Origin of the sequence: Cohnella sp. (assembly GCF_041641335.1) — a bacterium.
Lineage (GTDB): Bacteria > Bacillota > Bacilli > Paenibacillales > Paenibacillaceae > Cohnella.
In genome coordinates this window covers 19,672-46,169 of sequence record NZ_JBEPYQ010000055.1, presented here as the reverse complement: position 1 = coordinate 46,169, position 26,498 = coordinate 19,672, and the positions used below count along the sequence as shown (strand labels likewise).

The 26,498-nt window shown below is 58.7% G+C and carries 27 protein-coding genes, 1 riboswitch and 1 other annotated feature; of the genes, 6 read left to right on the top strand and 21 right to left on the bottom strand.

What is annotated here, in order from left to right:
* Positions 1-93: 93 nt before the first annotated feature.
* The 3 genes from ACESLM_RS18100 to ACESLM_RS18090 form a co-directional block, all read right to left on the bottom strand.
* Complete coding sequence (locus tag ACESLM_RS18100) at positions 94-597, bottom strand: hypothetical protein (protein WP_372632972.1); 504 nt, start codon at positions 595-597, stop codon at positions 94-96.
* 392 nt (positions 598-989) lie between these two features.
* The gene (locus ACESLM_RS18095; protein ID WP_372632971.1) at positions 990-1,796 is read right to left on the bottom strand and encodes an anti-sigma factor; all 807 of its coding nucleotides are present in this window, start codon (positions 1,794-1,796) and stop codon (positions 990-992) included.
* Between the two features lies 1 nt (position 1,797).
* Positions 1,798-2,409 (bottom strand): RNA polymerase sigma factor, encoded by a 612-nt coding sequence (locus tag ACESLM_RS18090; RefSeq protein ID WP_372632970.1) that lies wholly within the window; start codon positions 2,407-2,409, stop codon positions 1,798-1,800.
* A gap of 201 nt (positions 2,410-2,610) precedes the next feature.
* On the opposite strand from ACESLM_RS18090, the gene ACESLM_RS18085 reads away from it, so the two are divergent.
* Genes ACESLM_RS18085 through ACESLM_RS18075 form a run of 3 tightly spaced genes read left to right on the top strand, consistent with a single transcriptional unit; the run spans position 2,611 to position 5,814 of the window.
* Positions 2,611-3,768: a COG1470 family protein gene (locus tag ACESLM_RS18085; protein WP_372632969.1), complete on the top strand. Its 1,158-nt coding sequence runs from the start codon at positions 2,611-2,613 to the stop codon at positions 3,766-3,768.
* A gap of 2 nt (positions 3,769-3,770) precedes the next feature.
* Positions 3,771-4,787 (top strand): ABC transporter ATP-binding protein, encoded by a 1,017-nt coding sequence (locus ACESLM_RS18080; protein ID WP_372632968.1) that lies wholly within the window; start codon positions 3,771-3,773, stop codon positions 4,785-4,787.
* Positions 4,771-5,814 (top strand): ABC transporter permease, encoded by a 1,044-nt coding sequence (locus tag ACESLM_RS18075; protein ID WP_372632967.1) that lies wholly within the window; start codon positions 4,771-4,773, stop codon positions 5,812-5,814. Before ACESLM_RS18080 ends, ACESLM_RS18075 begins: the two co-directional genes overlap by 17 nt.
* 83 nt (positions 5,815-5,897) lie before the next feature.
* On the opposite strand, the gene ACESLM_RS18070 is transcribed toward ACESLM_RS18075, so the two are convergent.
* The 9 genes from ACESLM_RS18070 to ACESLM_RS18030 form a co-directional block, all read right to left on the bottom strand.
* Positions 5,898-6,557 carry a TetR/AcrR family transcriptional regulator gene (locus ACESLM_RS18070; protein WP_372632966.1) on the bottom strand — a complete coding sequence of 220 codons (660 nt, stop codon included), beginning with the start codon at positions 6,555-6,557 and terminating at the stop codon, positions 5,898-5,900.
* A gap of 15 nt (positions 6,558-6,572) precedes the next feature.
* The gene (locus tag ACESLM_RS18065; RefSeq protein WP_372632965.1) at positions 6,573-7,613 is read right to left on the bottom strand and encodes an ABC transporter permease; all 1,041 of its coding nucleotides are present in this window, start codon (positions 7,611-7,613) and stop codon (positions 6,573-6,575) included.
* Entirely contained in the window at positions 7,610-8,335 is a 726-nt protein-coding gene (locus tag ACESLM_RS18060) for an ABC transporter ATP-binding protein (protein ID WP_372632964.1), read from the bottom strand. The genes ACESLM_RS18065 and ACESLM_RS18060 overlap by 4 nt, the downstream gene beginning before the upstream one ends.
* 86 nt (positions 8,336-8,421) lie before the next feature.
* Positions 8,422-9,381, bottom strand: coding sequence for a hypothetical protein (locus ACESLM_RS18055; RefSeq protein ID WP_372632963.1), 960 nt, complete (start codon positions 9,379-9,381; stop codon positions 8,422-8,424).
* Positions 9,356-9,874: an RNA polymerase sigma factor gene (locus ACESLM_RS18050; RefSeq protein WP_372632973.1), complete on the bottom strand. Its 519-nt coding sequence runs from the start codon at positions 9,872-9,874 to the stop codon at positions 9,356-9,358. The genes ACESLM_RS18055 and ACESLM_RS18050 overlap by 26 nt, the downstream gene beginning before the upstream one ends.
* Positions 9,875-10,005: 131 nt before the next feature.
* Positions 10,006-11,061: an HD-GYP domain-containing protein gene (locus ACESLM_RS18045; RefSeq protein WP_372632962.1), complete on the bottom strand. Its 1,056-nt coding sequence runs from the start codon at positions 11,059-11,061 to the stop codon at positions 10,006-10,008.
* Positions 11,062-11,079: 18 nt separating this feature from the next.
* Positions 11,080-11,451: a response regulator gene (locus ACESLM_RS18040; RefSeq protein ID WP_372632961.1), complete on the bottom strand. Its 372-nt coding sequence runs from the start codon at positions 11,449-11,451 to the stop codon at positions 11,080-11,082.
* Positions 11,451-13,841 carry a response regulator gene (locus ACESLM_RS18035; protein WP_372632960.1) on the bottom strand — a complete coding sequence of 797 codons (2,391 nt, stop codon included), beginning with the start codon at positions 13,839-13,841 and terminating at the stop codon, positions 11,451-11,453. The genes ACESLM_RS18040 and ACESLM_RS18035 overlap by 1 nt, the downstream gene beginning before the upstream one ends.
* Positions 13,842-14,019: 178 nt before the next feature.
* Entirely contained in the window at positions 14,020-14,667 is a 648-nt protein-coding gene (locus tag ACESLM_RS18030; RefSeq protein ID WP_372632959.1) for a nucleotidyl cyclase domain-containing protein, read from the bottom strand.
* A gap of 81 nt (positions 14,668-14,748) precedes the next feature.
* A riboswitch (cyclic di-AMP (ydaO/yuaA leader) is annotated at positions 14,749-14,891 on the bottom strand.
* A gap of 133 nt (positions 14,892-15,024) precedes the next feature.
* Here ACESLM_RS18030 and trhO point away from each other — a divergent pair.
* Both trhO and ACESLM_RS18020 read left to right on the top strand, forming a co-directional pair.
* Positions 15,025-15,930 carry an oxygen-dependent tRNA uridine(34) hydroxylase TrhO gene (gene trhO / locus ACESLM_RS18025; RefSeq protein ID WP_372632958.1) on the top strand — a complete coding sequence of 302 codons (906 nt, stop codon included), beginning with the start codon at positions 15,025-15,027 and terminating at the stop codon, positions 15,928-15,930.
* Between the two features lie 17 nt (positions 15,931-15,947).
* Positions 15,948-16,577: a helix-turn-helix transcriptional regulator gene (locus ACESLM_RS18020; RefSeq protein WP_372632957.1), complete on the top strand. Its 630-nt coding sequence runs from the start codon at positions 15,948-15,950 to the stop codon at positions 16,575-16,577.
* Positions 16,578-16,619: 42 nt separating this feature from the next.
* Here the strand turns inward: ACESLM_RS18020 and ACESLM_RS18015 are convergent, their stop codons facing one another.
* The 8 genes from ACESLM_RS18015 to ACESLM_RS17980 all read right to left on the bottom strand — a co-directional run bounded on the left by ACESLM_RS18015 (position 16,620) and on the right by ACESLM_RS17980 (position 23,374).
* Positions 16,620-16,895: a hypothetical protein gene (locus ACESLM_RS18015; RefSeq protein ID WP_372632956.1), complete on the bottom strand. Its 276-nt coding sequence runs from the start codon at positions 16,893-16,895 to the stop codon at positions 16,620-16,622.
* Entirely contained in the window at positions 16,879-18,195 is a 1,317-nt protein-coding gene (locus ACESLM_RS18010; protein ID WP_372632955.1) for a hypothetical protein, read from the bottom strand. Before ACESLM_RS18010 ends, ACESLM_RS18015 begins: the two co-directional genes overlap by 17 nt.
* An 18-nt stretch (positions 18,196-18,213) precedes the next feature.
* Entirely contained in the window at positions 18,214-19,047 is an 834-nt protein-coding gene (locus ACESLM_RS18005; RefSeq protein WP_372632954.1) for a hypothetical protein, read from the bottom strand.
* Positions 19,044-19,733: an ATP-binding cassette domain-containing protein gene (locus tag ACESLM_RS18000; RefSeq protein WP_372632953.1), complete on the bottom strand. Its 690-nt coding sequence runs from the start codon at positions 19,731-19,733 to the stop codon at positions 19,044-19,046. Before ACESLM_RS18000 ends, ACESLM_RS18005 begins: the two co-directional genes overlap by 4 nt.
* Complete coding sequence (locus ACESLM_RS17995) at positions 19,730-20,167, bottom strand: GntR family transcriptional regulator (protein ID WP_372632952.1); 438 nt, start codon at positions 20,165-20,167, stop codon at positions 19,730-19,732. The genes ACESLM_RS18000 and ACESLM_RS17995 overlap by 4 nt, the downstream gene beginning before the upstream one ends.
* Positions 20,168-20,432: 265 nt before the next feature.
* Positions 20,433-21,197, bottom strand: coding sequence for a MerR family transcriptional regulator (locus ACESLM_RS17990; RefSeq protein ID WP_372632951.1), 765 nt, complete (start codon positions 21,195-21,197; stop codon positions 20,433-20,435).
* 244 nt (positions 21,198-21,441) lie between these two features.
* The gene (locus tag ACESLM_RS17985; protein WP_372632950.1) at positions 21,442-22,173 is read right to left on the bottom strand and encodes a hypothetical protein; all 732 of its coding nucleotides are present in this window, start codon (positions 22,171-22,173) and stop codon (positions 21,442-21,444) included.
* 19 nt (positions 22,174-22,192) lie between these two features.
* Positions 22,193-23,374, bottom strand: coding sequence for an aminotransferase class I/II-fold pyridoxal phosphate-dependent enzyme (locus ACESLM_RS17980; protein ID WP_372632949.1), 1,182 nt, complete (start codon positions 23,372-23,374; stop codon positions 22,193-22,195).
* A 54-nt stretch (positions 23,375-23,428) separates the two neighbouring features.
* Positions 23,429-23,677: a binding site (T-box leader), on the bottom strand.
* A gap of 156 nt (positions 23,678-23,833) precedes the next feature.
* Between ACESLM_RS17980 and ACESLM_RS17975 the strand changes: the two genes are divergently transcribed.
* Entirely contained in the window at positions 23,834-25,507 is a 1,674-nt protein-coding gene (locus tag ACESLM_RS17975) for a ribonuclease J (RefSeq protein WP_372632948.1), read from the top strand.
* Here ACESLM_RS17975 and ACESLM_RS17970 read toward each other — a convergent pair.
* A complete protein-coding gene (locus ACESLM_RS17970; RefSeq protein WP_372632947.1) occupies positions 25,498-26,442 on the bottom strand; it encodes an EamA family transporter in 945 nt (314 codons plus the stop codon). The genes ACESLM_RS17975 and ACESLM_RS17970 overlap by 10 nt on opposite strands.
* Positions 26,443-26,498 lie beyond the last annotated feature (56 nt).

Here is a 26,498-nt window from a genome sequence, read left to right as displayed (position 1 = left end):
TTTTACAATCGCAAGAGAATCCATGGTTCTTTGGGTTACGTATCGCCGGATCGATTTGAGGCCATATATTACAAAAAAATCAGCTAAATGCGCTTAAAAGGTGTCCACTTTCTTGACAGAGGTCCAGTCAGGACCGTAAAACTGAGGGGCTTCGCCCAAAGCGGGCGAATAGCGGTCTGCCAGACCGTTAAACCTGGGCGCTTCGCCCCAAACGGGCGAATAGCGGTCTGCCAGACCGTTAAACCTGGGCGCTTCGCCCCAAACGGGCGAATAGCGGTCTGCCAGACCGCAAAACCGAGGGGCTTCGCCCAGAGCGGGCGAATAACGGTCTGCCAGACCGTTAAACCTGGGCGCTTCGCCCAAAGCGGGCGAATAGCGGTCTGCCAGACCGTAAAACCGAGGGGCTTCGCCCAAAGCGGGCGAATAGCGGTCTGCCAGACCGTAAAACCGAGGGGCTTCGCCCAGCGCGGGCGAATAGCGGTCAGCCAGACCGCAAAACCGAGGGGCTTCGCCCAAAGCGGGCGAATAGCGGTCTGCCAGACCGCAAAACCGAGGGGCTTCGCCCAAACGGGCGAATAGCGGTCTGCCAGACCGCAAAACCGAGGGGCTTCGCCCAAAGCGGGCGAATAGCGGTCTGCCAGACCGTAAAACTTCCCAGAGCGGGCGAATAACGGTCTGCCAGACCGTAAAACTGAGGCGCTTCGCCCAAAGCGGGCGAATAACGGTCCAGTCAGACCGTATAACCGAGGGGCTTCGCCCAGCGCGGGCGAATAGCGGTCTGTCAGACCGTATAACCGAGGGGCTTCGCCCAGAGCGGGCGAATAACGGTCTGTCAGGACCGTAAAACTGAGGGGCTTCGCCCAAAGCGGGCGAATAACGGTCTGCCAGACCGTAAAACTGAGGGGCTTCGCCCAGCGCGGGCGAATAGCGGTCTGTCAGACCGTATAACCGAGGGGCTTCGCTCAAATACCTGCAGCTCCGATTCTAGCCTACTCGCGTGCAAGCCGGACATGCACGCTGTCCGGAGTTGTCGGAAGCTCGCTGCCGCCCTTCGGCTCGATTGTAAAGCGCAGAGCCTCCAGCGCGGCCATCTCCCGAAAGCGCGAGTACAAATGCCCCTGTCCGCTGTGGAACTCCAGCAGGCCCAGATTCGAAAGCCGGCTTCTGCTGTCCGCCCACGCCTGCACGTCGCTCGCTTCCGATGCGAGCAAGCCTTCCATCAGCACGAACAGCTCCTCCGTGTCGGCGTTGATCCAGACCGTCAGACTTTGCCGCGGCTTGATCGAGGACGGCGACGACGGCCACGCGGCCATATCCGGCGCGGAGATGACGCGGGTGCCCGGGAGCTCCATCAGCCTCGCCCCTTCCGGCACGTGCAACCGTGCGTAGTGCTCCGCTTCGAGGGTCGCGGCCGGTTGCTCAGAAGCTGCCGAGTATCGGAGCAACCCGACCGAAGCCGTCGCGAGCAGCGCCGCGCAGACGCAAGCGGCCGCCAGTCTTCCAGGTCTTCGCTTCGCCCGGCGCAAGAAAGCCCGCACCGCCATCCGCCGACGCAGCGAACGATACATCCCCGAATCCGTCGGCTCCTCCGCGCGTTCGGCTGCCACCGCTTGATCGCCAATGTCTTCGTCCCCTGCCGCCGTTCCGAGCAGATCTTCCCAACGCTTACAGCTGCTGCGGCAGGCGGAACAGCTCTCCGCATGCCGCTCCATCGCTTCGGAGGAGGCTCTGGCCAGCTTGCCGAGATGGTAGTCGATCCAGCGTTCGTCCGGGATGCCGCAATCTCTGCCCATCATCTTAGCCCCCTCCTTTCGGACCGCTCGACCAACCGAGACGCTCCATCGCCTTGTGCAGATGGTTCAAACCGTATCGCACTCGCGACTTGACCGTCCCGACCGGAATCCGCCAAGCTTCCGCCAGCTCCGTGCGCGTGCGTTCGCCATAATACACCTCGGACAGCGTCCGCCTCTGCTCGCCGTCCAGCTCAGCCAGCGCCTGCCGGAGTGCCTCCCCTTCCATTTTCGCCAGCACGCGCTGCTCCGGAAGCGGCGCCTCCCCTGCCCAAGCCAGCCGCCGCTCGAACGGCGCCTCGCGCTGCTCCAGCACGATCCGTCGGCGCTTGCGCAGCCGGTCCATGCACCGGCTCTTCGTCAGCACCGCCAGCCACGCTTCCACCGAGCCCCTCTCCGGACAATATTTCTCCGGCTGCGAAATGACGGTCAACAGCACATCGTGGCAGACATCTTCGGTTTCCATCCGGTCTCCGCCGAGCAGCTTCCCGGCGATTCCCATTACGAAAGGGGCCGCTTGCCGATAGAAGCGGTCGAACGCCTCCATCGAGCCTTCCCGCATGAGCGCAAACTGCTCGAACAGATCCTCGCGCCCCGACCGTCCAGGGATCGTGCCCATGTTCATCGCACCTCCGCGCATAGCTTCATCGTTCTTTTCGACCCTAAAATATCAAAAAGAAAGCCGCGTGAAAACCGGCCCGGCATTTTTTTATCTTCCTTTAAGCTTCTTCTAAGCCATTTTTTAACTTTCGGCTAAATCCATTCGCGGAGATCGCGCGTAGTAGGGGTGTAAATCACTTTTATGGAGGGAATTGTTGTCATGAAGAAACTGACCACACCGTTATCCGGAGCGCTAGCCGCCGCGCTGCTGCTGGGCGCTCTGCTGGGAGGCGCGTCGCTCGCCGCGGCGGCCCCGCTGCTGAAGCTGTTCACACCGTACACGTACTTGTCGGTATCGCCGGGCGAGAAGCTCAACTATTCGATCGACGTCATCAACGATTCCGACGAGATCCGGACGGCCGACGTCTCGTTCGACACCGGGAGTCTCGGCTGGACTTTCGAACTGACGGCCGGCGGCAACCGCGTCCGGCAAATCTCGGTGAAGCCCGGAGAGTCCCAGATGCTCAGCCTGAGCTTGACCGTGCCGCTGGAAGTCAACAAAGGCGACTATTCGTTCAAGCTGAACGCCGGCGAGTTCGGCTCGCTTCCGATCAAGGTGAACGTGGCGGAGCAAGGCTCCTACAAATCCGAACTGTCCGTCGACCAACCTAACCGCGAGGGTCATGCGGACTCCAAGTTCACGTACAGCCTGACGCTCGACAACCGCACCGCTTCCAAGCAGCAGTACGCGCTGACCTCGGAAGCGCCCGCCGGCTGGGACGTACGGTTCTCCGTAAGCGGAAGCAACGTCACGTCCGTCGACGTCGAGCCGGGCAGCTCGAAATCGATCAGCCTGGACGTCACCCCTGCCCAGAACGCTCCCGCCGATACGTATCCGATCGTCGTCCATGCCGCGAGCGGAAGCACGTCGGCACAGGCGCAGGTGGAAGCCGCCATTACCGGATCGTACGGACTTGAGCTCACGTCGGCCGACGAGCGGCTCAGCGCGGATATTACCGCCGGCAAGACGCGCAATCTCGAGCTTGTTGTCAAAAATACGGGTTCTGCCGAGATTACCGACGTCAGCTTGAGCGGGCAGCTTCCCGCCAACTGGGAAGTGACGTTCGAGCCGAAGACGATCCGTTCCGTCGCGGCAGGCCAATCCGTTCCGGTCACGGCCACCGTCAAAGCTTCCGACAAAGCGCTGGCCGGCGATTACGTCGCCAATCTGACCGCCAGCTCTCCGGAGAAAACGGCTTCCGCCATGTTCCGCGTCACTGTTGAAACGTCCATGCTGTGGGGCTGGATCGGCGTGCTGATCGTCCTTGTCGTGGCGGCAGGCATTTACGGTCTGTTCCGGAAATACGGGAGGCGGTAAACGTGACTACGATCGAAGCGGCGGATCCGGTCATTCAGCTTAAAAACCTGTCGAAAACGTATGGAGATTTTACCGCTGTCGACCGTCTGAACCTGAACATCTATCCGGGCGAAATCTTCGGGCTGCTCGGCCCCAACGGCGCCGGCAAGACGACGACCATTCTGATGATGCTGGGCTTGACGGAGCCCGTGTCGGGCGAAGCGATCGTATGCGGAGTCGACGCGACTCGCAACCCGATGCAGGTCAAGCGGAAAGTCGGCTACATGCCGGACGACGTCGGGTTCTACGAGGACCGGTCGGCGCTGGACAATCTCGTCTATACGGCAAATCTTAACCGCATTCCGGAACCGGAGGCGAAGAGCCGGGCGATGACGCTGCTCGAGCGCGTCGGGCTCGCGGAGGCCGCGTACAAGCGGACCGGCACTTTCTCGCGGGGAATGCGCCAGAGGCTCGGGTTGGCGGACGTGCTGATCAAAAACCCGCGGGTAATTATTCTCGACGAGCCGACGCTCGGCATCGACCCCGAGGGGGTGCGCGAGCTGCTGGCGCTCATTCGTGACCTGAGCCGCAACGAAGGGCTCACCGTGCTGCTGTCGTCCCACCACCTTCATCAGGTACAGCAAATTTGCGATCGCGTCGGCTTGTTCGTCCAAGGCAAGCTGATCGCATCGGGGGACATCGATACGCTGTCCCGCCAGCTCGACGGCTCGCCGGCGTATCGCATCGAGCTGGACGTCTCGCCGTGGAGCGAGTCGCTCGCATCGGCGCTGCGCGGCTTAGAAGGCGTCACGGACGTGCAAATCAAAGTCGGCGCAGAGCTCGCCGACGCCTCCCGACTGAGCTCGTCCGACATCGTTACCATCGTCGTCTCCGGCACTTCGGATGTCACCGCGGAACTGGCGAAAACCGCCATCTCCACAGGCGCGTCCTTGTTCGGCGTGCGACCTCTCCGCTACGGACTGGACGACATCTACCACCGTTATTTCGAAGGAGGCGAGACGCGTGAGCGCTTGGGTTAACAAATGGCGGGGCTTGCTGGGCAAAACATGGAGGAAGACGGACGCGCCGTCCGCCGCCGTCCGCGAACCGCGCGCCGCAAGCCCGTTCTGGGTCATGGTGGAGAAGGAGTTCGGAGAACATATCCGCAGCTGGAGGTTCGTCATCCTGCTCGGCATCGTCACCCTGGCCTGCATCGGTTCGCTGTACACAGCCGTCACGGCGCTTAAAGACGGGGCGCAGACGGTCGGCGGGGACGCCAACTTCCTGTTTCTGAGCATGTTTACGGTGTCGTCGAGCGGCCTGCCGAGCTTCCTGACGTTCCTCTCTTTCCTTGCTCCGCTGATCGGCATCGCCATCGGCTTCGACGCGGTCAATTCGGAACGGAGCAAAGGTACGCTGAGCCGCGTCATGTCGCAGCCGGTGCATCGCGACGATTTCCTCGTCGCCAAGTTTGTCGCCGGACTGCTGCTGATCGCCGTCGTCGTCTACTCGCTCGGGTTTCTGGTCATGGGCACGGGGCTGTACACGATCGGGTATCCGCCGACTCCGGAGGAGGTCGGACGCGTCATCGTTATGCTGCTGATTACGACGGTCTACGTAGGGCTATGGCTCAACCTGTCACTCCTGTTCTCGGTGAAATTCAAGCAGGCTGCCACTTCCGCGCTTAGCGGCATCGCGGTGTGGATTTTCTTTCTCGTGTTCTACGGCATGATCGTCAACCTGATCGGCAACGCACTGATGCCGGGCGATCCGAGCGACGTGCAAGGGTATATGGACGCGCAAAACCTGCTTACGCTGCTGTCGCGGATTTCCCCCGCCCAGCTGTTCCAGGAGGCGGCGTCCACGCTGCTGCTGCCGGACGTGCGCACGCTTAATCCGTTCGTGACTCAAGAGCAGGCGTATCTCGCAATCTCGTCGCCGCTGTCCTTCGGCCAGAGCGCGCTGCTCGTATGGCCGCACATCGTCGCCCTGATCGCCGAGACTTCGCTGTCGTTCGCCGCCACCTATCTGCTGTTCATGCGGCAGGAAATTCGCTCTCGTTCGTGATACGCACAACAAAGGGCAGTTCAAGACAACACCCCGTTAGCCGGGTTCCCTCTTGAACTGCCCCTTCTCTTTTCCCCACTCCGTTACCGGTATCCTTCGATTCCCCGCAGCACGAACCCGACGATCGCGTCGGCCTCCTCCTCGTCGCTGACGGGAGGCTCTTCGGATGCCAGCGCGAATCGAATGACGAACTGGCTGAACACATACGGGAAGATCAGCTTCAGCAGCCGCTCGTTGGGCAGGTCGGGCAAATCTCCCCGCGCCTTGAAATGATCCATCGCCTTGAACATGTAGACGACGATGTCCCGGTTGATATGCGCCATCAGCTCGTTGCGCAGCTCATCCCGATAGACGAACTCTTTGACGACGACGCGGAAAATCTCCTTGTTCTCCCGGAAAAAACGCAGCCGGTTCAAAAACATCGCGCGAAGAAAATGTCCGAAGCCAGCTTGCTTCGCGGGATTGACCTCCTCGAACACCTCCTGGGCCATCGCCGGGAGCGACTCCTTCAGAAAAGGCACGATCACCGCCAGCAGCAGGTTTTCCTTCGTCCCGTAATGACGGAAGATCGTCCCTTCGGCCACTTCGGAGCGCTTGGCGATCTCGCTTGTCGACGTGTTGGCGTAGCCTTTCTCCGCGAACAGGTCAACGGCGCTCCGCAAGATGCGCTGCTGCTTGGCCGTCTCCTTCTTCGACAGCTTGGCGGAAGCCAGTATTCGATCTAGAATGTTGTTGGACGACATGATCTCAATCCTTCTTTATTTGCGGTATTTCTTCAGCGCCAATGCGTTCAGGACGATAAAGACGGCGGCGAACGAAGCCAGAAAGAGCAAATTAGGCACAATATCCCCGATGCCTTCGCCCCGATACATGACGCCGGTCAGCGCGTCGCCTGCGTAATACAGGGGCATGATCTTTCCCAGTATTTGCAGCCAGTCGGCCATCCCGTCGAGCGGCAGAATGCCCGCGAAGAACACTTGGGGAATGACGACGACCGGGATAAACTGCACCATCTGAAACTCCGACGAAGCGAACGTGGACAGCAAAATTCCGAGCGACAGCGCCACGAGAGCGACCAGCAAATTAATGAGCAGCACGTTCCAGATCGAGCCCGCCAGCGGAATGTCGAGCACGTTCACGGCGTACATGACGACGATGATCGTCTGGATGACGGCGAAAATGCCGTATCCGGCCAAATAGCCCGTCAGCACCTCTCCCCTGCGAATCGGCGTGGACATGAGCCGCTCCAGCGTGCCGGTCGTGCGCTCCCTCAGCAGTCCGATTCCGGAGATCAGAAATACGAAAAAGAAGACGAAGAACCCGACGAGAATCGGACTAAGCACATCGAAAAAGGACGATTCTTCTCCGCCGTAGACGTAGCTCGTCTCGATGCCGGGAGCGGCCGTGACAGGGAGTCCGAGTCCGTCCAGCGCTTGGAGAGCCGCGATCTGCGAGATTTTCATCCGCAGCGCTTTCGCTTGCGCCGGATCCGCGTTCTCCAGCATCAGCGCCGGGCGGCCGGCTTCGAACGTCAGGACGCCGTCCAGCTTGTGCCGCTCGATCGCTTCGGCAGAAGCTTCGGACACCAGCATGGGGTCGATTCCGGCCTGCTGCAGCATGCCCGCGAGGGCTGCGTCCTCCTGAACGATGCCGATTCTCGGATTGTCCGCCTCTCCTCCGTTCAGTATATAATACATCAGAGTTAACACAAGCAGCGGCGCGGCAAGGAGCAGCGCCAGCGTCCTTTTGTCCCGGATCATCTGGCGGCAGATTCTGGCGATCAACGCTCTCGTTCTCATCGGCGGGAACCTCCCGCGGCCAGAAATACGCTCTCCAGATTGTCCGTATCGTACTGAGCCATAAGCTCACGTGGCGTTCCCGAAGTGAGGATGCGTCCGTCGCGAACCATCGCGAGGTAGTCGCATCTGGCCGCCTCGTCCATGACGTGCGTCGTGACGACGATCGTCTTGCCTTCTTTCTCTTTCAACCGCAGCAGCTCGCTCCAGATCGACGCCCTAAGCGAAGGATCTATGCCTACCGTCGGCTCGTCGAGAATGAGCAGGCGCGGATTCTGAATCAAGGCGACGGCCAGCGACAGCCTCCGCTTCATGCCTCCCGAGTAGGCCGACACTCTTTTGCCCAGCTCTCCGGACAGGTTAACGAGCTCGGACGCGTACGCGATGCGCTCTCGCTTCGCTTCTCTGCCCAGCTTAAACAAGGAGGCGAAGAACGTCAAATTCTCCTCTCCCGTCAGCTCCGTGTAGAGGGCATCGGACTGCGCCATGTAGCCGATGTCCTGCAGCAGCTTCAAATTCGGCATCGCTTCCCCCAGCACGTTCACCTTGCCCGTATCAGCGCGTTCCATGCCGACCAGCATTTTGACCAGCGTCGTCTTGCCCGCTCCCGACGGTCCGATCAAACCGTAAATCTGCCCTTGCCGCATCTGCAGCGTAACGTCTTGGAGCACCGTCTTCTTCCCGTAGCGCTTGCTGACCCGGTCGAACTGCACGGCTATCCCCATGGTCGCAACCTCCGTCTCGAAATAAAAGTGAGTGTTCACTCACATTTTAATTCGGGACAAGGCTAGGTGTCAACCGGAGGTTGCGGCTAAGGCCGCACCTCCACCGTCGTTTTCTCGCCGAGCACTTCGATTCTCCACTTCCCAGGAACGTCGAATTCAAGGCTGCCCGAATAATGGGTAACGGGTTCCATCGCTTGAACGTACTCCTGCTCTATGAGAAAAGTCAGCTTCCGCGCCTGTCCGGAAACGTCCGCAGGCTGAACGATCACGTCGAGCGTCTCCGGCATATCGTGCCCTTGGACGATCAACGACGTCTCCGTGACGCCAATCGACGCATCGTCCTTGGAAACGAGGAAGCTGGAAGATTCCGTATGAATGTACTCGTCCTTCACCCGAACGACGATCGAACCGTACGGCTCTCCGTCCAGCTCGACGTCGATACGCCAGACGCCTTTGTCCGGAAACCTGTTGAAGCGCGTGACGGCATTCGCGTCCGCACCGTAGATCGGACCGTTCAGCCTCGTTTCGTTGAGGGCGAACTTCTTGCCGGTATCGAGGTTGACCGCTTCGGCAACGAGATACGCCCCGCTCAGCCTTTGCGGGTCCCCCCATAAGTACCAGAACACTTTGGACACCGTCGTTCCCGAATTCGCGACGAAGCCTCCCGGATATTCGCTAAAGGCGATTTTCCCTTCGATTCCTCTCAACCGGTCCGGATAGACGACTGTTCCGTCCTTGTCGATCAGGTCGAAAAGCGGACTGATTTCCGCGGCGGGGGCTGCAGGACGAAGGCCGAGCAGAGACGCCCCCCATTTGTCCGCGCGATCGATGATTCCCGATAACGACGCGATAGCAATTAACGCGGCAGCGGCACCGGCGAGCAGCGACAGCCGCCTTGTTCTCCCGCGCTTCGAGTCCTTTCCTGAAGCTGCTCCCGCCTGTCTTAAAGTCCGCAAAATTTCCTGCTCGGCTGCCTGATCGAGCGGCTTGAACGGCAGCTCCTTCAGCAGCTCGATCCAGCTATCCCCGTTCGGTTGTTCGCGCATAATCCTCGCCTCCTTCCAGCGCTCCGTGAATGCCTCTTGCTTTGCGAATTGCCCGGTGCAGCGTTACGTCGACCCTGGCGGAAGTCCATCCGAGCACCTCCGCCGTCTCGGCCGCTGACAGCTGCTGCATGATCCGCAGAAGCAGCACGTCTCTGTACGACCTCTTCAGCTTCATGATCGCGCGGTATACGTCCGCGACATCCTGTCGATGAATCGCCATCTCCTCGGGCGTCGCCACGGAAACTTTGCGTTCGCCAATCAGCCGCGACGGCAGCAGCAAGCTTCGCCGCCTTTTCCTCTGTTCGTCGATCGCGACCCTCCGCGCGATCGAGAACAGCCACGTCTTCGGACTGGACCGCCCATGGAAATCCCGGCTTCCTTGCAGCGCTTTGACGAAGACGTCCTGCACCAGATCCTCGACCTGATTCCTCCCCGTGTAATACACGAGAAAGCGATGAACGTCCGAGCCGTAGGTCAGAAACCATTGCTCGATTGCGGAACTGTCGACGACGGTCCCCTCCTCCCTTTGATTGCCTCTACCTTCTATAATTAGACGCGCGAGGCGCGATTTCCTTACAGCTCGCCCAATACAAAAATAAAGCGGCCGTATAGGCCGCTTCTGCGCTAGGATGACAATTCAATAAGTTGATGAAAATCGCGTTCCCGGAACAACGCCTCGAAGGCGTCGACGACTTGCGGATCGAAGTGGGCTCCCCGCTGGCGGGCAATCTCCTCCATCGTCTCTTCCGGCGTCCATGCCCTCTTGTACGGGCGTTCGTGCGTAAGCGCGTCGTAGAAGTCGGCCAGAGCGACGATTCTCGCTTCGATCGGGATTTCCTCTCCGGCCAAGCCTTGGGGATACCCCGATCCGTCCCATTTCTCATGGTGGGACAGCGCGATAACGCGGGCCAGCTGCAAAATATTGAAATAGCTGCCTTCGAGAATGTCGGCGCCGATCGTCGTGTGGGTTTTCATCCGCTCGAATTCATGAGGCTCGAAGCGGCCGGGCTTAAGCAAAATTTCGTCCGGGATGCCGATCTTGCCGATATCGTGCAGCGGGGCCGCCTTGCGAATCAGGTCGACGTCCTTCTCCGGCAAGCCGAGCCGCTCGGCGATCAAGGCCGACAGCTCGCCGACTCTCTGCGTGTGCTGCCCGGTCATGTCGTCGCGGTACTCCGCCGCCCGGCCGAGCAGCAGCATCATCTCCAGCTTGGCCTGGCTGAGCTCCATCGTCCGTTCCTGGACTTTGTCCTCCAGCGTCCGGTTGTGGTGCTGCAATTGCAAGTGCAGCTCCCTCGTCTTAAGCAGGTTGCGTATACGCAGTACGACCTCCGTCCGATCGTACGGCTTGGCCAGGAAATCGTTGACCCCGGCCTGAAGCCCCTGCTGCTTCACTTCCGCCGTCGTGTCCGCGGTCAGCATGAGAACCGGCAAGTAATTCTCTTGCCCGACCTGCTCGCGTATCCTCTTCAGCACCTCCAAACCGTCTATGCCGGGCATGTGCAAGTCGAGAAGGACGATGTCGGGCTCGACTTCGGCGACCATTCGCTGCACCTCGTGCGGATCGAGCGTGCTGTGAATGCGGCTGAATCCCGCGCGGGTCAAAATGCGCTCCAATAGGCTTACGTTGTATTCCTGATCGTCGACGATCAATATTTTCGCGTCTATGCTGGCGTCCATCGGCGCACGCACTCCATTCTATTCTGTCTTGAGCAGGGCCGCTTCGATTTTGCCGAGCAGCCGCGGGAGATCGACCGGCTTCGTATCGAAGTCGTCGCATCCGGCCTCGTAGGCTTTCTTCTCGTCGCCGGACATGGCATGGGCCGTCAGCGCGATCACCGGAACGGAACGCGTTCGGGGATCGCTCTTCAGCATCCGCGTCGCCTCCCAGCCATCCAGGACCGGCAGGCTCATATCCATGAGCACGAGGTCGGGAAGCGCCGAGGACGCAAGCTCGACTCCTTCGCGCCCGTCTTCGGCCGTCAAGACGCGGAACCCTTTGCGAACGAGCCTTCTGGATAACATGTCGCGGTTCAATTCGTTGTCCTCCACCAGAAGAATCGTGTGCATTAGCTCACCTCCCGTTTCTCGTTCATGTATCGGCGAACTTCCGCCAGCAGCTGCTTGGGTTCGAACGAGCCTTTTTGCAGCACTCCTTTGACATAGCCGTTAAGCCGCAAGCTCTCTTCCGCCGCCATCGACTTGGCCGTCACGACGACGACCGGGATGGAGCTCCATTCTTCCCTCTTCCTCAGCTCCGCCAGAAACTGATAGCCGTCCATCTCCGGCATCATCAAATCCAGCAAAATCAATCCCGGCTTCTCGAACGCCAGCTTCTCCAGCGCAAGTCTGCCGTTGCCCGCCGTCGCGACGGAGTAGCCGTCCTTGCCGAGCAGCTTGACCATCATCTCGCTCGTCGTGACATCGTCTTCGACGACGAGCACGGTACGCTCCTCCGTATCCGGCAAGTACTTGTCGATGACCGCGACAAGCTGTTCCCGCTCTAGGGGCTTCGTCAGAAATTCGGAAGCGCCGAGCGAGTAACCGAGCGGCTTATCGTCCGTCAGCGAGAGGATAACGACGGGAATGTCCCGCAGTTCGGGATCGCTCTTCAATTCCGACAGCACGCTCCACCCGTCCATGCTCGGCATCAGAATGTCCAGGCAGATCAGCTTCGGCTTCAGCTGCCTCGTCATCAACAGCCCTTCCGCCCCGCTCTCCGCGAACGCCAGCGTCCAGCCTTCGTCGGCCAAATAATTGCGCATCAGCTGCAGGTTGACCGGTTCGTCGTCGATCAGCAAGATGCTGACTTTATCGCTTGCGGCGAATTCGGAACCGAGCTGCGGAGTCGGCGGCTTCTCCGCTTGCGGCCCCGTCCCTTGAACCTCTCCGACCTGCCCAAGCGGGAGCCAGCAAGTGAATGAGCTGCCTTCTCCGGTCCGGCTCTCCACCGAGATGTCTCCGCCCAGCAGTTCGCAGAAGCGCTGCGTAATCGTCAGCCCGAGTCCCGTCCCCCCGTATTTGCGCGTCGTGGAGGAATCCGCCTGGGTGAACGGCTGGAACAACTTGCCGATCTGCTCCTCCGTCATCCCGATCCCGGAGTCCGCCACTCGGATCGAATAGCCGCTCGTCCCCTTTTTCTCCATTAGACGTCCTTCGATCCGAATCGCGCCGTCGCGGGTAAACTTGGCGGCGTTGCTGAGCAGATTAAGCATAATTTGCCTCAGCTTCGTGACGTCCGTCGTCATGACGGCGTCTTCCCACTTCGTCTCGAGCCGATTGCCGTTGCTCTCGATCAGCGGCTTGACCGTGGACATCACTTCTTGGAGGACGCTTCCGAGGTCGCACGTTTCCAGATAGACGTCCATTTTCCCCGCCTCGATCTTGGAGATGTCGAGAATGTCGTTGATCAGCGCCAGCAGATGCTTGCCCGACTTGCTGATCTTCTCCAGATCGGCGGCAAAAGCCGGCTCGCCGAGCTCCTCCGCTTCTTCGACGAGCATCTCGCTGTAACCGATTATGGCATTCAGCGGCGTTCTGAGCTCATGGCTCATATTGGCCAGAAACTGGCTCTTGATCCGGTTCGCCTGGATCGCTTCGTCGTGCGCCTTCTCGAGCTGAGCCGTGCGCTCGCGGACGAGTTCCTCCAAATGGTCGTTCAACCGCTGAAGCTCCTGATTTTTCAAGTAGATTTCCCGCGACTTCAATTCGATCTCCGAATCTTTACGCGAGAATCGCTTCGACACGAAGATCCCGAGCAGCGAAAGGCCGAGGGTAAACAAGGTGCCGCCCGATATAAAATAAGCGAGCCACTTCTGATCGAGCAGCATGCCGGAGGCGATCTCCGAACGGGTGCCGATATGGAAGCTCGCGGCGAACATGCCCGTATAATGCATGCCGACGATCGCTCCGCCCATAATCAGGCCACTGCCCAGCTTCTTCCACACTTCTCCCTCGCCGCTCTCCTTGCGAAAATAAAACGCGAGCCACAGCGCGGCGATAGACGCGACGACGGCGATCAATATCGATAGCGCGAACATGAGCGGGTCGTACATAATGTCGATCAGCATGGCCGCCATCCCGATGTAGTGCATCGCCGAGATGCCGACGGCCAGCAGCAGCCCTCCTCCAAGCAGGTTCCCCATCGTCGGCTGATTCTTGCCGACGACCGATAATGCGACGTATGAGGCGATAATGGCGACGAGAACGGAAACGATGACAAGCGTAAGATCATAGGCTACGGGGACATCCAGCTTAAAAGCCATCATCCCGACGAAATGCATCGACCAGATGCCCATGCCCATCCCGGCGGCGCCGAACACCAGCCACATGGCCCGGCTGAAGCCCGAGGACTCGCTGACGCGTCCCGCCAAATCCAATACCGTATAGGATGCGACGACCGCGACGACGTAAGAGAATACGACAAGAGCGGTGTCGTAGGAACCGTGAACGTGCTGCATGAATCAACCTGCCTTTGATTGGAATGTAATTTAAGTGAGGAAAGGCGCCGGCCAGGCGGCTCGACGCTCTATGTATCTCTCATCGGCAAAGCTGGAGACAGATTGAAGATCCGCCAACAAAAAAGACCACCCCCGCCGTCATCTCCCGATGACGAGGGATAGTCCCCTGCTGACGCCGTTAACCGATATGAAACCGATAACCGACCCATTCATGATAGCGATAGGGCACGAATTGGACTTGATATTCCGATCCGGAGCGCTCGAAGTGCTCCTTGACGACTTTGTCCACGATCACCTGTCCGTCCGTCATGTTGGCGTATTCGACCGCGCTCGTCATCGCTTCGCCGTAATACAGGCTGTTCGCCGGGAGAGACAGCCCCGTATGGAAGCTGTATACGCGCCCCATGCTGACGCCGACGCCGCCGCGGAAGCGGAACGGAATGCCCTCCTCCGCAAGGGACGGATTGACGACGGCGTCGATCGCCTGGACGATCTGCACGCCGCACAGACAGCTCCGTCCAACCGCATCTGCTTCCGACATCGGAAAGATAGCCGTATACGACTGGTGGCTCGCTTCGATCAGCTGGCCTCCCCAGCCGGAGACGATCTGCGCGATGACGGTTACGAATCGCCTGACGCCGATCTGCGCCCGGCTCAAGTCGCGATCCCCGCCTTCCTGCCCGTCGGCTTCGACGGTCAAGTGAAGGACGGCGTACTGTTCCTCGGATGGAACGAACGCCTCCGTCTCCTCCATGCGCTGCACGAGCTGCCTCGTCCGCTCCATCAAGCTATCGTAAGTCGTTCTGACGGATTCCGCCTGCTGCATCGTTAACACCTCCTGTTCGGGTCATTAAGAGAACGCAAAAAGACCCTGAATAAGGGTCCGAAATGAAAATAAATATCGAATTCTCAGACCCATCTCTGCCGACGAGGTTAGCTGACGGACTCGGGTAGATGGTACCCTACGTTCTGCGCGAACGATTCGCCCCTGAATGATCGGTTCCCCCGTTTTCCACCCGTAAGCGGACGGAAATTAAGCGTATATTTATAGTACGCCGATCAGCTAAGGATGTCAAACCGTTTTTGGCAACATAATAAACCTTTATGTTGACTATGTGAGGGCGAACCGCTACGATTATCGTATTACCGGCTACCTGCAATAGCCGACGGAAAGGTGTTAACGATGTCTACAAAAGATTACCGAATCCTGCTGTTCTATAAATACGTTAAAGTTCCGAACGCCGAGGAGTTCACCGCCGAACATCTGCAATTTTGCAAAGAGCTCGGCATCAAGGGCCGAATTCTGATCGCGGATCAGGGAATCAACGGAACGCTCTCCGGCACGGTCGAGCAAACCGACGCCTACATGGCTGCGATGCACGCCCATCCTCTCTTCTCCGATCTGCTGTTCAAGATCGATGAGGCCGACGGCCACGCGTTCCAGAAAATATTCGTACGCTACAAGAAAGAACTCGTGACGCTGCGCTACGACAAGGAGCTCGATCCGAACGTCGACGGAGGCGCGCGGCTCACTCCGAAGCAGTTTCATGAGAAAATGCAGCAGGACGACGTCATCATCCTTGACGGCCGCAGCGACTACGAGTACGATCTGGGCCACTTCCGGGGTGCGATCAAGCCTGATCTGAAGACGTTCCGCGAGTTCCCCGAGTGGATCCGCAACAATCTGACCGAGCACAGAGGCAAGCCGATTCTCACTTACTGCACGGGAGGCATCCGCTGCGAGATGCTGACGGCCGTGCTGAAGAACGAAGGCTTCGGCGACGTCTACCAGCTCGACGGCGGCATTGTCACGTACGGGCAAGATCCGGAAGTGCAGGGACGCGGCTTCGACGGCAATTGCTACGTGTTCGACGAACGCGTCTCGGTGCGCATCAACCAGACCGAGGAGCATACGCTGGTCGGCGAGTGCCATCACTGCGGAACGAAGACGGATCGCTACATTAACTGCGCGGACGACACCTGCCATCTGCAGCACCTCGTATGCGACAAATGCGAAGAGGAGCATCGAGGGTACTGCTCGGCGGAATGCGCCGAGCACGATCTGGCCGCGGCCGAATCGGTCCGTTAATCCCGGGAGGTGACGTATTGAAGGAAGATTCGGATCTGTCCACGCGCAACAGAATTATGCAAATGCTGAAAACTTCGGGAGAGCTGACCGCCAAGGAGCTTACCGATCAGCTGGGCATTACCGGCATGGCAGTAAGGAGGCATATTTCCAATCTCGAGCGGGACGATCTGATCGAATCGACGACCGTCAGGCTGCCGATGGGCCGGCCTGCGGCCGTCTACCGTCTGACTGCACGGGCGGACGACTATTTTCCGAAGAAATATCATGCCGTCGCCCTCGACCTGCTCACCGAATTGGAGGACGAAGCCGGCGAATCGATGGTCAATCTTCTCTTCGAGCGCCGCAAGGCGACTCTGCTGAAAAGGTACGAGGCGAAAATGGCCGGCAAAGAGCTCGAAGCGAAAGTCGCCGCATTGTCGGACATTCAGAACGAGAACGGCTACATGGCATCCTGGGAGAAGGATTCCGACGACGACTACGTGTTGACCGAGTACAATTGTCCGATCTCGCAGGTCGCCAACAAGTACAATCAGGCTTGCTCCTGCGAGCTGAAGCTGTTCGAGACGCTGCTGGGCGCGGAAGTGACGCGTTCGGACTGCCTCGCGTCCGGCGATCGCAAGTGCGTCTACCATATTCGCCGTACGTAAACAACGCTCTTCCCCGTATCTCCGAGGAAGAGCGTTTGTCGTTTATTCCGCATGCCGCAGCAATCTATCGCGTCTAACCGCGATCGCCGAGCTCATGGCCAGCCGGGCGAATTTCTCTCTCTGCGCCTCGGCCGGCAATCTGTGCAGCTCGACGTCCCCACCCGCCGCGAGCAGCGCGGCCCGCGTTGCTTCCACGGCTTGCTCCTCGCAGCGCAGTACGTAATAGGCGATCGAATAGCCGAGCTCCTCCAGTTTTCTGAGCAGCGCGATCCTCTCTTGTCGAAGCAGCTCCTCGTGCGGGTTACGGGCGATCGGCATTGACGTTGGTCAGCCACAGATTTTTGCGGAACTCGTCAGCTTTCTCGGCCGGTCCGTCGTATGCGGCTTCCCCTTTGTACAGCAGCTCTCCGCTGCCGGCATCCAGCACGACGGCCGCAAGCTGTCTTCCGTCGGAAATGCGAGTCTTGTTAGAGCTCACCGTAGTCAGCAGAACGTACACCCGATTTTGCGCCAAGCTCACGCTGTGGATCGACTGTCCTCCAAACTGCTCGGCCGTCAAGGTCAGTTCGCCCTGCTCCTGCGCCCCTGTTGCAACGTTATAGCGGGCGATCGCCAGGCTCCCACGATCGGAATACAGAATGGTGAAAAGCTCCCCGCTAAGCTCGCTCTGGATGTTCGAATAGGCGCTTAAGCCGGGCGACGGCTCGGGCAGCGGCGTCAGCTTGCCCGTGCGGTAGGAGAAAACCGCGAAACGGCGCGTTTGCTTCATCTCTTTGCCGTCCTCGTTTACGGATTGCTCGCTTTTGCTCGTTGCCAGCACGACGTACTCGGAGGGCTGTGAGCGTACCTCGCTGGAAATAGCAGAAAGGCTAATCTCGCTTGTCACGGACTGCGCCGCCAGAGCTCCTCCCGGCCCCGCCGAGTCGGAGACAGCCAGCTCCTCGGAGACGAGCGCCGCCTCTCTCAGCAGCTCGCCGGTATGCAGATCGACGATATAATCGCGGAATTCCACTGCGGAGGGACCGTCTGCAGTTGGCCCCGTTCTATAGCGTACCTGGGATAGGACGTGCACTTCGTCACCGATGCGCTGAACGTCTTCTACCCTGAGCCAGCTTACCTGCTTTGCAACGTTCAGCTCAATTCTGATCTCGTTGACGCGCCCCGTCGCCTCTTCCAAGACGTCCATCTTCAGCTCCGTCCGCCAATCGTAAACGCCGCGTGGACCGTAGAGGAAGATGTCCGCGTAGATCAGCCACTCCGAATCCTTGTAAAAGCTGTCCACGTTGCTTCTCGCTCTCATAAAATCCCGATGCTCCCGTTTCAATGCTTTCATGTCCTCGTAACGCGACGTCAAATACCGGTTGTCCTTCAAATACTTCTCGTAAAACGATTGCGTCAATTGATAATTCGTTCCATCGACGGTAAGCTCAAGCGCCTTCGATCCGACTCCTCCTATATAGGAGCCGCTGAGCCGCATCTTGGCGGCTTCCCCGGCATCGCCTTCCAGCGTAACCAGCTTGTACCGCGGCGCATCTCCTTCCGTACCGGACGCATAATAAGCTCCGATCGAGCCGACCGCGAATACGCCCAGCGCCATCGATAAAAGGTAACGTTTCATCGTTCGCCGTCTCCTCCCTTACACCGATACTTTTTTCTTCAATAAATGCAATCCCAGCCAGACGGACGAGACGACGATCAGCGCGTCGATCGCCATTTGAATTGCGTACGCTTCCTCGGTATAGAAGTAGCCCGCGGAATAATTCCGGCCAAGCGCAAGCAGCGGGTAAACCATCAGCAGCGCACAGAAGCCGGCATACGCCAGTCCGTACACGATGCCGAGCCAGCGATAGCTTCGCTCCAGCAGAATCGACGCGAACAGGACGAGCAGCGAGATGATTCCCAAACCGTAGTTGACGAAGAATTCCGCGAATGAGCGCGGCAGCAAGATTTTGAATACTTGGTTGGCGAAAATCGCGTCCGCGATATAGGATGGCTGCAGTTGATCGGCCGGCGCAATCATCGCGAAGATCGCTCTTCCGATCGGCATAAGCAGCAGTTGAAATCCGATCAGGACGAACACGAACGTTAAGATGGCGGTCAGCTTGGCGAAATAAACGTTCCTTCGCTCGGACGGAAGCGAGAGCAGCCGATACGCGAACGTGCTTCTTCCGAACCAATCGCGATACCAGATCAGAAACGCGTAGATCACGAGAACCGCGATGCTGAGCCCGACGGGAACGGCAAACCAGAATTGCGTCTCCTGCACCGCGCGGGTATACGACATGGCAGCGAAAAACTCCTCGGGAGCCCGGCCCGTTTGCTCAAAATAGGCGTTTCTTTTATTGACCTCCCCTATCGCGTTGAATGCGATCGCGCACATCTGCACAAGCGCCGTCAGCCCTATCAACGCGAACAGGATATATCGGAAACGATGGATTTCCATATGCAGAAGCTTCAGGTAGTTTCTCAACGCGAATACACCTCTCTCATCACGTCGACGATCGACTTGCCCTCTTCGCTGCGCATCGTCTCGCAGTCGAATTCCATCTCCGCTTTTCCGTTCTGCAGAATGACCGCTTTATCGATCAGATGCTCCACCTCGCCGATCTCGTGCGTCGTCAGCAGAACGCCGCGCTCTTCGATCAGATCGCTGGAAAACACGTCCGCGATCATCTCCCGGCTAAACAGGTCAATTCCGGAAAACGGTTCGTCCATCAGCACGTAGTCGGAATTCGGAGCCAGTCCGAGCACCAGGTTGTATTTGGCAGCCGTCCCCTTCGACAGATTGCCGATCTTCTCGCCGGGCTCCAGCCGGAAGAAACGCATCAGCTCGGCTGCCCGCTCCGCGTTCCAGCTCGCGTAGAAATCCGCCATAAAGGTCAGCCCCTCGGACATCTTCATACTCAGAGGCATCGTCAGATGATCCGGAACGAAGCTGATTTTCTCGTATATCCATCTCCCGCGCGGCTTTCCGTTCACGAGAATTTGCCCCTCCTTGACGGGCACGAGCCCCATGATCGCCTTCATAACGGTCGACTTGCCCGCTCCGTTCATGCCGATCAAGCAGGTGATGTTGCCTTTCTCCGCCGTAAACGACAATCCGTTCAGCACGTAACGCCCGCGATACCGCTTGCGAACTCCCTTCAACTCGATCATGGCCGCTCCGCGCCTCCTTCCGCCGCGACGTCGGCAGGGCTGGAGGACAGCGCCTCTATGTATTTGCTCTTCACCAAATCAAGCAGTTCTTCGACCGGAACGTCGACTTTCCTGACCGCCGAGACGAAGGCGTCGACCGCTTCCCCGAGCAGCTCCGCGCGAATCGCCCGCAGTACGGCGTCGTCCTGGGTGATTCGGCTTGGCGAATTTCCTTCCGTTACGATCAATTTCCGTTCCTCCATCTCCTTATAAGATCTCTGCGCCGTATTCGGGTTGATTTTCAGCAGCGTTCCCAGCTCTCTCCGCGAAGGGATCACCTGGCCCGCCTCCAGCCTCCCGGCGACGATCATCTCTTTGAAATGCCGAACTACCTGCAGATAGACCGGTTCCCGGCTGTTGAACTCGACTTCTTCCCAGCCTCCGCCTGTTCTCATACCGATACCTCGCAATCGCCATAAGTGTGTGTACTAAGTAGTTCATACACCACATGCGTATTATGCCCTTAATACGCACGGGCTGTCAACCCCTTTTTACGCAAGCAAAAACGCCTTCGGCGTCCTCTGGACGATGAATTTATTTTGTCGGAGATGATTCAGATATGAAATAGAGGCTGCCCTCAGCGGCAGCCTCCCCCCAGCGCCGCTTGAACGGCGCTCGGAACGACTTGCTTTGCTTAGAGGACAACCTCCCCCTGACGGATTAGGCGTCGATTCCCGTATAGATTCGGACGGCGTCCCGCAGAAACTCCGCAATGCCCGGCTGATCCTTGTCGTAATAGGCTCTGAACCGTTCGTCGTCCACGTACATTTGGGCTACTCCCGCATGGGCTTCCTTCGTGTATGGGTCCCAGTAGAAAGTAAGCCAGCGGCGATGCAGATCGGCAGCCTTCTGCGCCAATTCGCCCGCCGGATTTCCCGTCGCGAACGCCTGGGCGAGCGTCGCGTGAATGTCTTCCGACAAGCGCTCGATCTCCTCGTGCTGTTCCTTCGTCATGTTTTTGATCTTCGCGTTGGATTTGTCCACTCGCTCGTTGCCGTATTTGGCGCGGATCTCCTCGCCGTATTTAGCCTCGTTATCGTCGATGAGCTGCTGTTTAAAGCCTTCGAACTTCTGTTGGTCGCTCATGTTCGTCATCCCCTCTTGATGGGCTAAGGTCAGATCGATATTGGCGATCAGCGCGTCGAGCTGCCGCCGCTTGGCCAAAAGCTGCTCGCGGTGCTTCGTCAGCGCGCTCCGGGCGTCGAATTCGGGAGCGCCCACGATCTCCTTAATCCCCTCGAGGCCGACGTCAAGCTCTCGATAAAACAAAATTTGCTGCAAGCGATCCACCTCCCGCTGCCCGTAGATCCGATACCCCGACGAATTGATTCTCGCCGGTTTGAGAAGTCCGATTTCGTCGTAGTATCGGAGCGTGCGCGTGCTGATTCCGGCCAACCGGCCGAGCTTCTGGACCGTATATTCCATCTCGATCCCTCCTTGCAAACTGATCGTACACCTTTACGTAACGGCAATGTCAAGCGTATCAAACTGTCCGCTTCTCCCCGTTCCGCATTCCACTTCTTTTGTCGCTATCCCCTTCCGTCAGTCCTTCCCGGCATCGCACCTCCCTTTCACAACCGTCGCGGCGGAGTACCGCACGGCGACCTGAATGAGCGAAAATGAGCTTCACGGATGCGGGAAGCTCATTTCGTGTCGTGCTATGTTGTTTTCATGACTGAATAACAATCTTCGAAGGATTGTTCACCTTATACAAAATTTCTTTGTTGAATTTCTTGTCCACGACTTTCCCTTCGAAAGAGATGACGTTGCCCACTTCGAGTCCGAAGCCTTTCAGCGTGTTGCTATAGCCGCACCACGCGTCTCCGATGGCAAGCGGAGAATCGCCGACCACGGCAACCTCCTCCAGCAGCACCACTTCGTCGTCGCGGTCCGAGAACGGGTTCGGCTTCGTCGTGAATTCTTTGACCTTCGCGGTGAATTTTACTTTGTCGACGGGCAGTTCGAGCTTCTCCTTCTTCTCTTTCGTCCGCTTCTGCGCCTTTGCCGCTTTAACCGGCTTGCCGCCCTCTTCGTCGCTTCCGGAAGCGCCCGAATCCGCGGCGGACGGTACGCCGCTCTCCGTATCCTCCGCTTCGCCGCCGACCGGATCCCTGCCGAACGTACCGCTCTGCATCTCCTTCAGGTAGGATGGGTGAATGCTCGTCAGCCGCCCGTCCTCGAATTCGACGATGAGCACGCTCATGCTTCCGTATTCCTGATAGCCCTTGATCGAGACCTGATGCTGCGCGGCCGCGCTCTTGTACCAGAAATGCGCCTTCGGCGTCTTGGCGAACAATCCCCAAGCTCGCCCTTTCTCCGCGTAGTCTTCCTCGTTGTCGAAGGCGATGTAGTCTTCCTGAGGCGGATAATACTTAATGCCGTTAATCTTAGTCGCTTCCATGTTCGCTGTCTCATCCCTTCTATATTAAGCTTAGAAATTTGCGGATTCTCTCCAACGCTTCTTCTAATTGTACCTGGGACGAGGCATAAGAACAACGGATAAATCCTTCGCCGCCCGACCCGAACACGTGGCCGGGAACCGTCACGACCTTCGCTTCCTGCAGAAGCCGATGAGCGAACTGCTCCGAGGTAAGCCCCGTATGGGCGATCGAAGGAAAAGCGTAAAACGCGCCCTGCGGCTCGTGGCACGGAAGTCCGATCTGCCGCAGCCCCTGGACGAAAACTCTGCGCCGCTGATTGTAAGACTCGATCATTCGGTCCTTCTCCTCCATGCCGACTTGCAGGGAAGCCAGAGCCGCGACCTGCCCCATGATCGGCGCGCACATGACGGTATACTGATGGATCTTCAGCATGGCCGCGATCAACTCGCTAGGTCCGCAGGCATATCCAACGCGCCAGCCGGTCATGGCGAACGCCTTGGAGAAGCCGTTCACGACCAGCGTCCGCTCCTTCATGCCCGGCAGAGACGCGAAACTTACATGCTTATCCCCGTAGCTCAGCTCAGAATAGATTTCGTCGGAGATGACGACCAGGTTGCGCTCCTCCGCGAGCCGCGCGATGGGCAGCCAATCCTCGTACGTCATCACTCCTCCGGTCGGATTGTTCGGATAGCAGAGCACGAGCACCTTGGAGCGCGGCGTCAGCTTCTCTCTCAGCGCGGCCGCTTTCAGCTTGAACTGGTGCTTGGCGAACGTTTCGACGCCGACCGGCTTGCCCCCGCCGAGAAACACGATCGGCGAGTAGGAAATATAGCAAGGCTCCGGAATGACGATCTCGTCCCCCTCCGTGATCAGCGCGCGGAGTGCCAGATCGATCGCTTCGCTGCTGCCGACCGTGACCAGCACTTCGCTGTCGGGATCGTAGATTACGCCGCAGCTGTCGGACAAGTATCCGGAGATCGCTTCCCGCAGCTCGGGCATGCCGGCGTTAGACGTATAGGTCGTTCTCCCTTTGTCCAGCGCGGCGACGCACGCGTCGCGAACGATCTGGGGCGTAACGAAATCCGGCTCCCCTACGCCGAGCGAGATGACGTCCTTCATTCCCGATGTGTAATCGAAAAACTTCCGTATGCCCGACGGCGGCATTTCAAGGACTTGCGGCGACAGCAGCCGTTCCATCGGCGTTAATGTTTGATAAGGCATTGCAGCGGCTCTCCCTTCGGATATGACGAAATTTAAAAACAAAAAAACCCGTCCGCAAGGGACGAGTCTGCACCCGTGTTACCACCCTAGTTCCGCTTTTCGTTCTCACGAATTACAGCGGCACTCCGCAACGTATCCATCAATACGCGGTCCCGTTAACGCTGGACATGCGGCAGAGCTTACTCGAATTTCAGTCTGCGTCTCGGAGACGGCTTTCCGTTATCGCCCGAACGTTGGCTTTCACCTGACCCAACTCTCTGCGGAACTGACGACTAACGTACTCTTTCTCTTCATCGACTTTAGATAAACCTATTAAGTTGAAGTTATTATACTCACTGCCTCGGCAAAATGCAATCACAAAAAATCAAACGCGTCTCCCCCATCGACTGATCTTGGGATGAACGGAGCCCTTCAAGGCAATACTTCACATATTCCTATCGCAAACGGAGGGAACGATTCTTGAGCTTGGAAGAGAACGCGCTGTCGGTCGTCGCGCTGGGCGGCGTCAACGAAATCGGCAAAAATATGTACGTTATCCGCTACGCGGACGACATTCTCGTCATCGACTGCGGCTCCAAATTTCCCGACGAAAGCCTGCTGGGCATCGACGTCATCGTGCCGGACATTACATATTTACTTGAAAACAGGGACAAGATCCGGGCGCTCATCGTCACGCACGGCCACGAGGACCATATCGGAGGCATCCCCTACGTGCTGAAGCAGCTCAACATGCCTATCTATGCCACCCGGCTGACGCTCGGCTTGATCGAGATCAAGCTGCGCGAGCACGGCTTGCTCGGCAACTCCCGGCTCAAGACGGTCACCGCCGACTCGGTGCTCCGCTTCGGGGACTTCAAGGTGAGCTTCTTCAGTACGAACCACAGCATCCCCGACTGCCTCGGCATCGCGTTGAATACGCCCGAAGGCACCGTCGTTCATACCGGGGATTTCAAATTCGATCTGACGCCCGTCAACAACCACTACCCGGACATCCACAAGATGGCCGCGCTCGGCCACAAGGGCGTGCTGCTTCTGCTCTCGGAAAGCACGAACGCGGAACGGCCCGGCTTTACGCCTTCGGAAAGGCTTGTCGGCGAGCACATCGAAGAGGCGTTCGCCAGAGCGGAGCAAAAAATATTCATCTCCACGTTCGCCTCCAACGTGCATCGGCTGCAGCAAATCGTCGACGCGGCGCAGCGCACGAACCGGAAGCTCGCGCTGCTCGGCAGAAGCATGGTCAACGTCGTGAGCGTTGCGGCGGAGCTGGGCTATCTCCATCTGCCCGAGGAAATGCTGATCGAGCCGTCCGACGTCAACCGACTCTCTCCGAACGAGGTCGTCGTGCTGTGCACGGGCTCGCAAGGGGAGCCGATGGCCGCGCTCTCCCGCCTGGCCAGCTCCAGCCATCGCCAGATGGAGGTACATCGCGGGGATACGGTCATTCTGGCCGCGACGCCGATTCCCGGCAACGAACGCAGCGTCGCCCGCATCGTCGACAACCTGTACGAACTCGGAGCGAAGGTGATCTACGGCTCCGGTTCGGTGACCGGCATGCACGTCTCCGGACATGCCAGCCAGGAGGAGCTGAAGCTGATGCTCACTCTGATGAAGCCGAAGTATTTCGTTCCGATTCACGGCGAGTACCGCATGCTGTGCCAGCATCGCATGCTGGCGGAGTCGGTCGGCGTCGAATGGGACAATGTCTTCATCGTCAAGAACGGAGACGTCGTCGACATCGAAGGAGGCATCGCCAGCCAGCGCCGGAAAGTTCCTACAGGCAACACGCTCGTGGACGGTCTCGGCATCGGGGATGTCGGCCACGTCGTGCTGCGCGACCGCAAGCATATGTCCGAGGATGGCATTCTCATCGTCGTCATTACGCTGAGCCGCGCCGACAGCAAGATTATATCGGGTCCGGATACGATATCCAGGGGTTTCGTATACGTTCGCGAATCGGAAGGTTTGCTTGAAGAAGTGAATCGGATCGCCGCCGCCTCTCTGGGCAAGCTGCTGGAGGAAAAGGTAAACCAGTGGAGCGCGTACAAGCAGACGATCAAAGAGGAGGTCGGCAAGTTTCTGTGGACGAAGACGAAGCGCCGGCCGATGATTTTGCCGATTTTGATTCAAATATAAGAGCCGTTCGAAAAAGTCGATTTTTTCCGCAATCTGCCAAACAGTTCGGGCAGTGCAACGCCTAAAAGCACGAGCGCAACGCCCGCCCACTGCAGGACGGTTACTTGTTCATGCAGCACGGCAGCGGCGAGAAGCACGGCGACGGGCAGCTCGGACGCTCCCAGAATGCCGGTCAGGCCTTCGCCGATGCGAGGCACTCCGATCGCGTACAACACCGGGGGCAGGAACGCGCCGAACAAACCCAGCATGAATCCGAACGGAAGCAAGCCGGCCCACAGCGCGCCGTCGAACAGAAACGCCGGCGGGAACAGAACGAATACAAGCAGCATGCCGCCGGTGATCATCCACGCGCTGCGATAGGTCGGATGGCCGGACGGAACCGCCTTGCCGCTGAACAGAATGAACAGCGAATAGCTGAACGCGGACGTCAGCCCGTACGCCACGCCGCGCCAATTCAAGCCGGCCAGTCCTTGATCGGCAATGCCCGCGGCCATCAGCGTTCCCCCGAGCAGAACGGCCAGCGTAAGCAGCATGCCGCCTCCGGGACGCTGCCTGCGGGCAATCGCTTGCATCAGCACTCCTATCCAGGTGAACTGGAATAGCAGCACGATGGCCAGCGAATTCGGAATGTAGCGAAGCGACTCGTAGTACAGCAGTCCCGTGATAGCCGTCGGCGTGCCCGCGGCCATTAGCAGCACGCGCTGCTTCCAACTTAACTTCCCGTCCCGCCGCGGCTCGGCTCCGGCTGCGGATTGCGGGCGAGCCTTCCACCCTTTTCGGACCAGAACAAGCGCCCAGGCCAGCACGAACCCCGTCAGCAGTTGGCTGCCGACGACCTCGCCGAGCGAGTAGCCGTGCTCGTATGCTTTTGTGACTATAGTAGACAGAATGCCGTAACAGATCGCTCCCAACAGAACGGACAATTTGTATTTCATCTTGATGTTATCCTCCTTGTACGAATGCAGTAAAAAAAACTTCCTTGCCGGAATAC

Bases quoted from the DNA above. Each gene is read 5' to 3' on its own strand.
- ACESLM_RS18095 (WP_372632971.1), bottom strand. From the start codon at position 1,796: ATGATGGGCAGAGATTGCGGCATCCCGGACGAACGCTGGATCGACTAC.
- ACESLM_RS18090 (WP_372632970.1), bottom strand. From the start codon at position 2,409: ATGGGCACGATCCCTGGACGGTCGGGGCGCGAGGATCTGTTCGAGCAG.
- ACESLM_RS18085 (WP_372632969.1), top strand. From the start codon at position 2,611: ATGAAGAAACTGACCACACCGTTATCCGGAGCGCTAGCCGCCGCGCTG.
- ACESLM_RS18070 (WP_372632966.1), bottom strand. From the start codon at position 6,557: ATGTCGTCCAACAACATTCTAGATCGAATACTGGCTTCCGCCAAGCTG.
- ACESLM_RS18065 (WP_372632965.1), bottom strand. From the start codon at position 7,613: ATGAGAACGAGAGCGTTGATCGCCAGAATCTGCCGCCAGATGATCCGG.
- ACESLM_RS18060 (WP_372632964.1), bottom strand. From the start codon at position 8,335: ATGGGGATAGCCGTGCAGTTCGACCGGGTCAGCAAGCGCTACGGGAAG.
- ACESLM_RS18055 (WP_372632963.1), bottom strand. From the start codon at position 9,381: ATGCGCGAACAACCGAACGGGGATAGCTGGATCGAGCTGCTGAAGGAG.
- ACESLM_RS18045 (WP_372632962.1), bottom strand. From the start codon at position 11,061: ATGGACGCCAGCATAGACGCGAAAATATTGATCGTCGACGATCAGGAA.
- ACESLM_RS18040 (WP_372632961.1), bottom strand. From the start codon at position 11,451: ATGCACACGATTCTTCTGGTGGAGGACAACGAATTGAACCGCGACATG.
- ACESLM_RS18035 (WP_372632960.1), bottom strand. From the start codon at position 13,841: ATGCAGCACGTTCACGGTTCCTACGACACCGCTCTTGTCGTATTCTCT.
- ACESLM_RS18030 (WP_372632959.1), bottom strand. From the start codon at position 14,667: ATGCAGCAGGCGGAATCCGTCAGAACGACTTACGATAGCTTGATGGAG.
- trhO (WP_372632958.1), top strand. From the start codon at position 15,025: ATGTCTACAAAAGATTACCGAATCCTGCTGTTCTATAAATACGTTAAA.
- ACESLM_RS18015 (WP_372632956.1), bottom strand. From the start codon at position 16,895: ATGCCGATCGCCCGTAACCCGCACGAGGAGCTGCTTCGACAAGAGAGG.
- ACESLM_RS18010 (WP_372632955.1), bottom strand. From the start codon at position 18,195: ATGAAACGTTACCTTTTATCGATGGCGCTGGGCGTATTCGCGGTCGGC.
- ACESLM_RS18000 (WP_372632953.1), bottom strand. From the start codon at position 19,733: ATGATCGAGTTGAAGGGAGTTCGCAAGCGGTATCGCGGGCGTTACGTG.
- ACESLM_RS17995 (WP_372632952.1), bottom strand. From the start codon at position 20,167: ATGAGAACAGGCGGAGGCTGGGAAGAAGTCGAGTTCAACAGCCGGGAA.
- ACESLM_RS17990 (WP_372632951.1), bottom strand. From the start codon at position 21,197: ATGGAATATACGGTCCAGAAGCTCGGCCGGTTGGCCGGAATCAGCACG.
- ACESLM_RS17985 (WP_372632950.1), bottom strand. From the start codon at position 22,173: ATGGAAGCGACTAAGATTAACGGCATTAAGTATTATCCGCCTCAGGAA.
- ACESLM_RS17980 (WP_372632949.1), bottom strand. From the start codon at position 23,374: ATGCCTTATCAAACATTAACGCCGATGGAACGGCTGCTGTCGCCGCAA.
- ACESLM_RS17970 (WP_372632947.1), bottom strand. From the start codon at position 26,442: ATGAAATACAAATTGTCCGTTCTGTTGGGAGCGATCTGTTACGGCATT.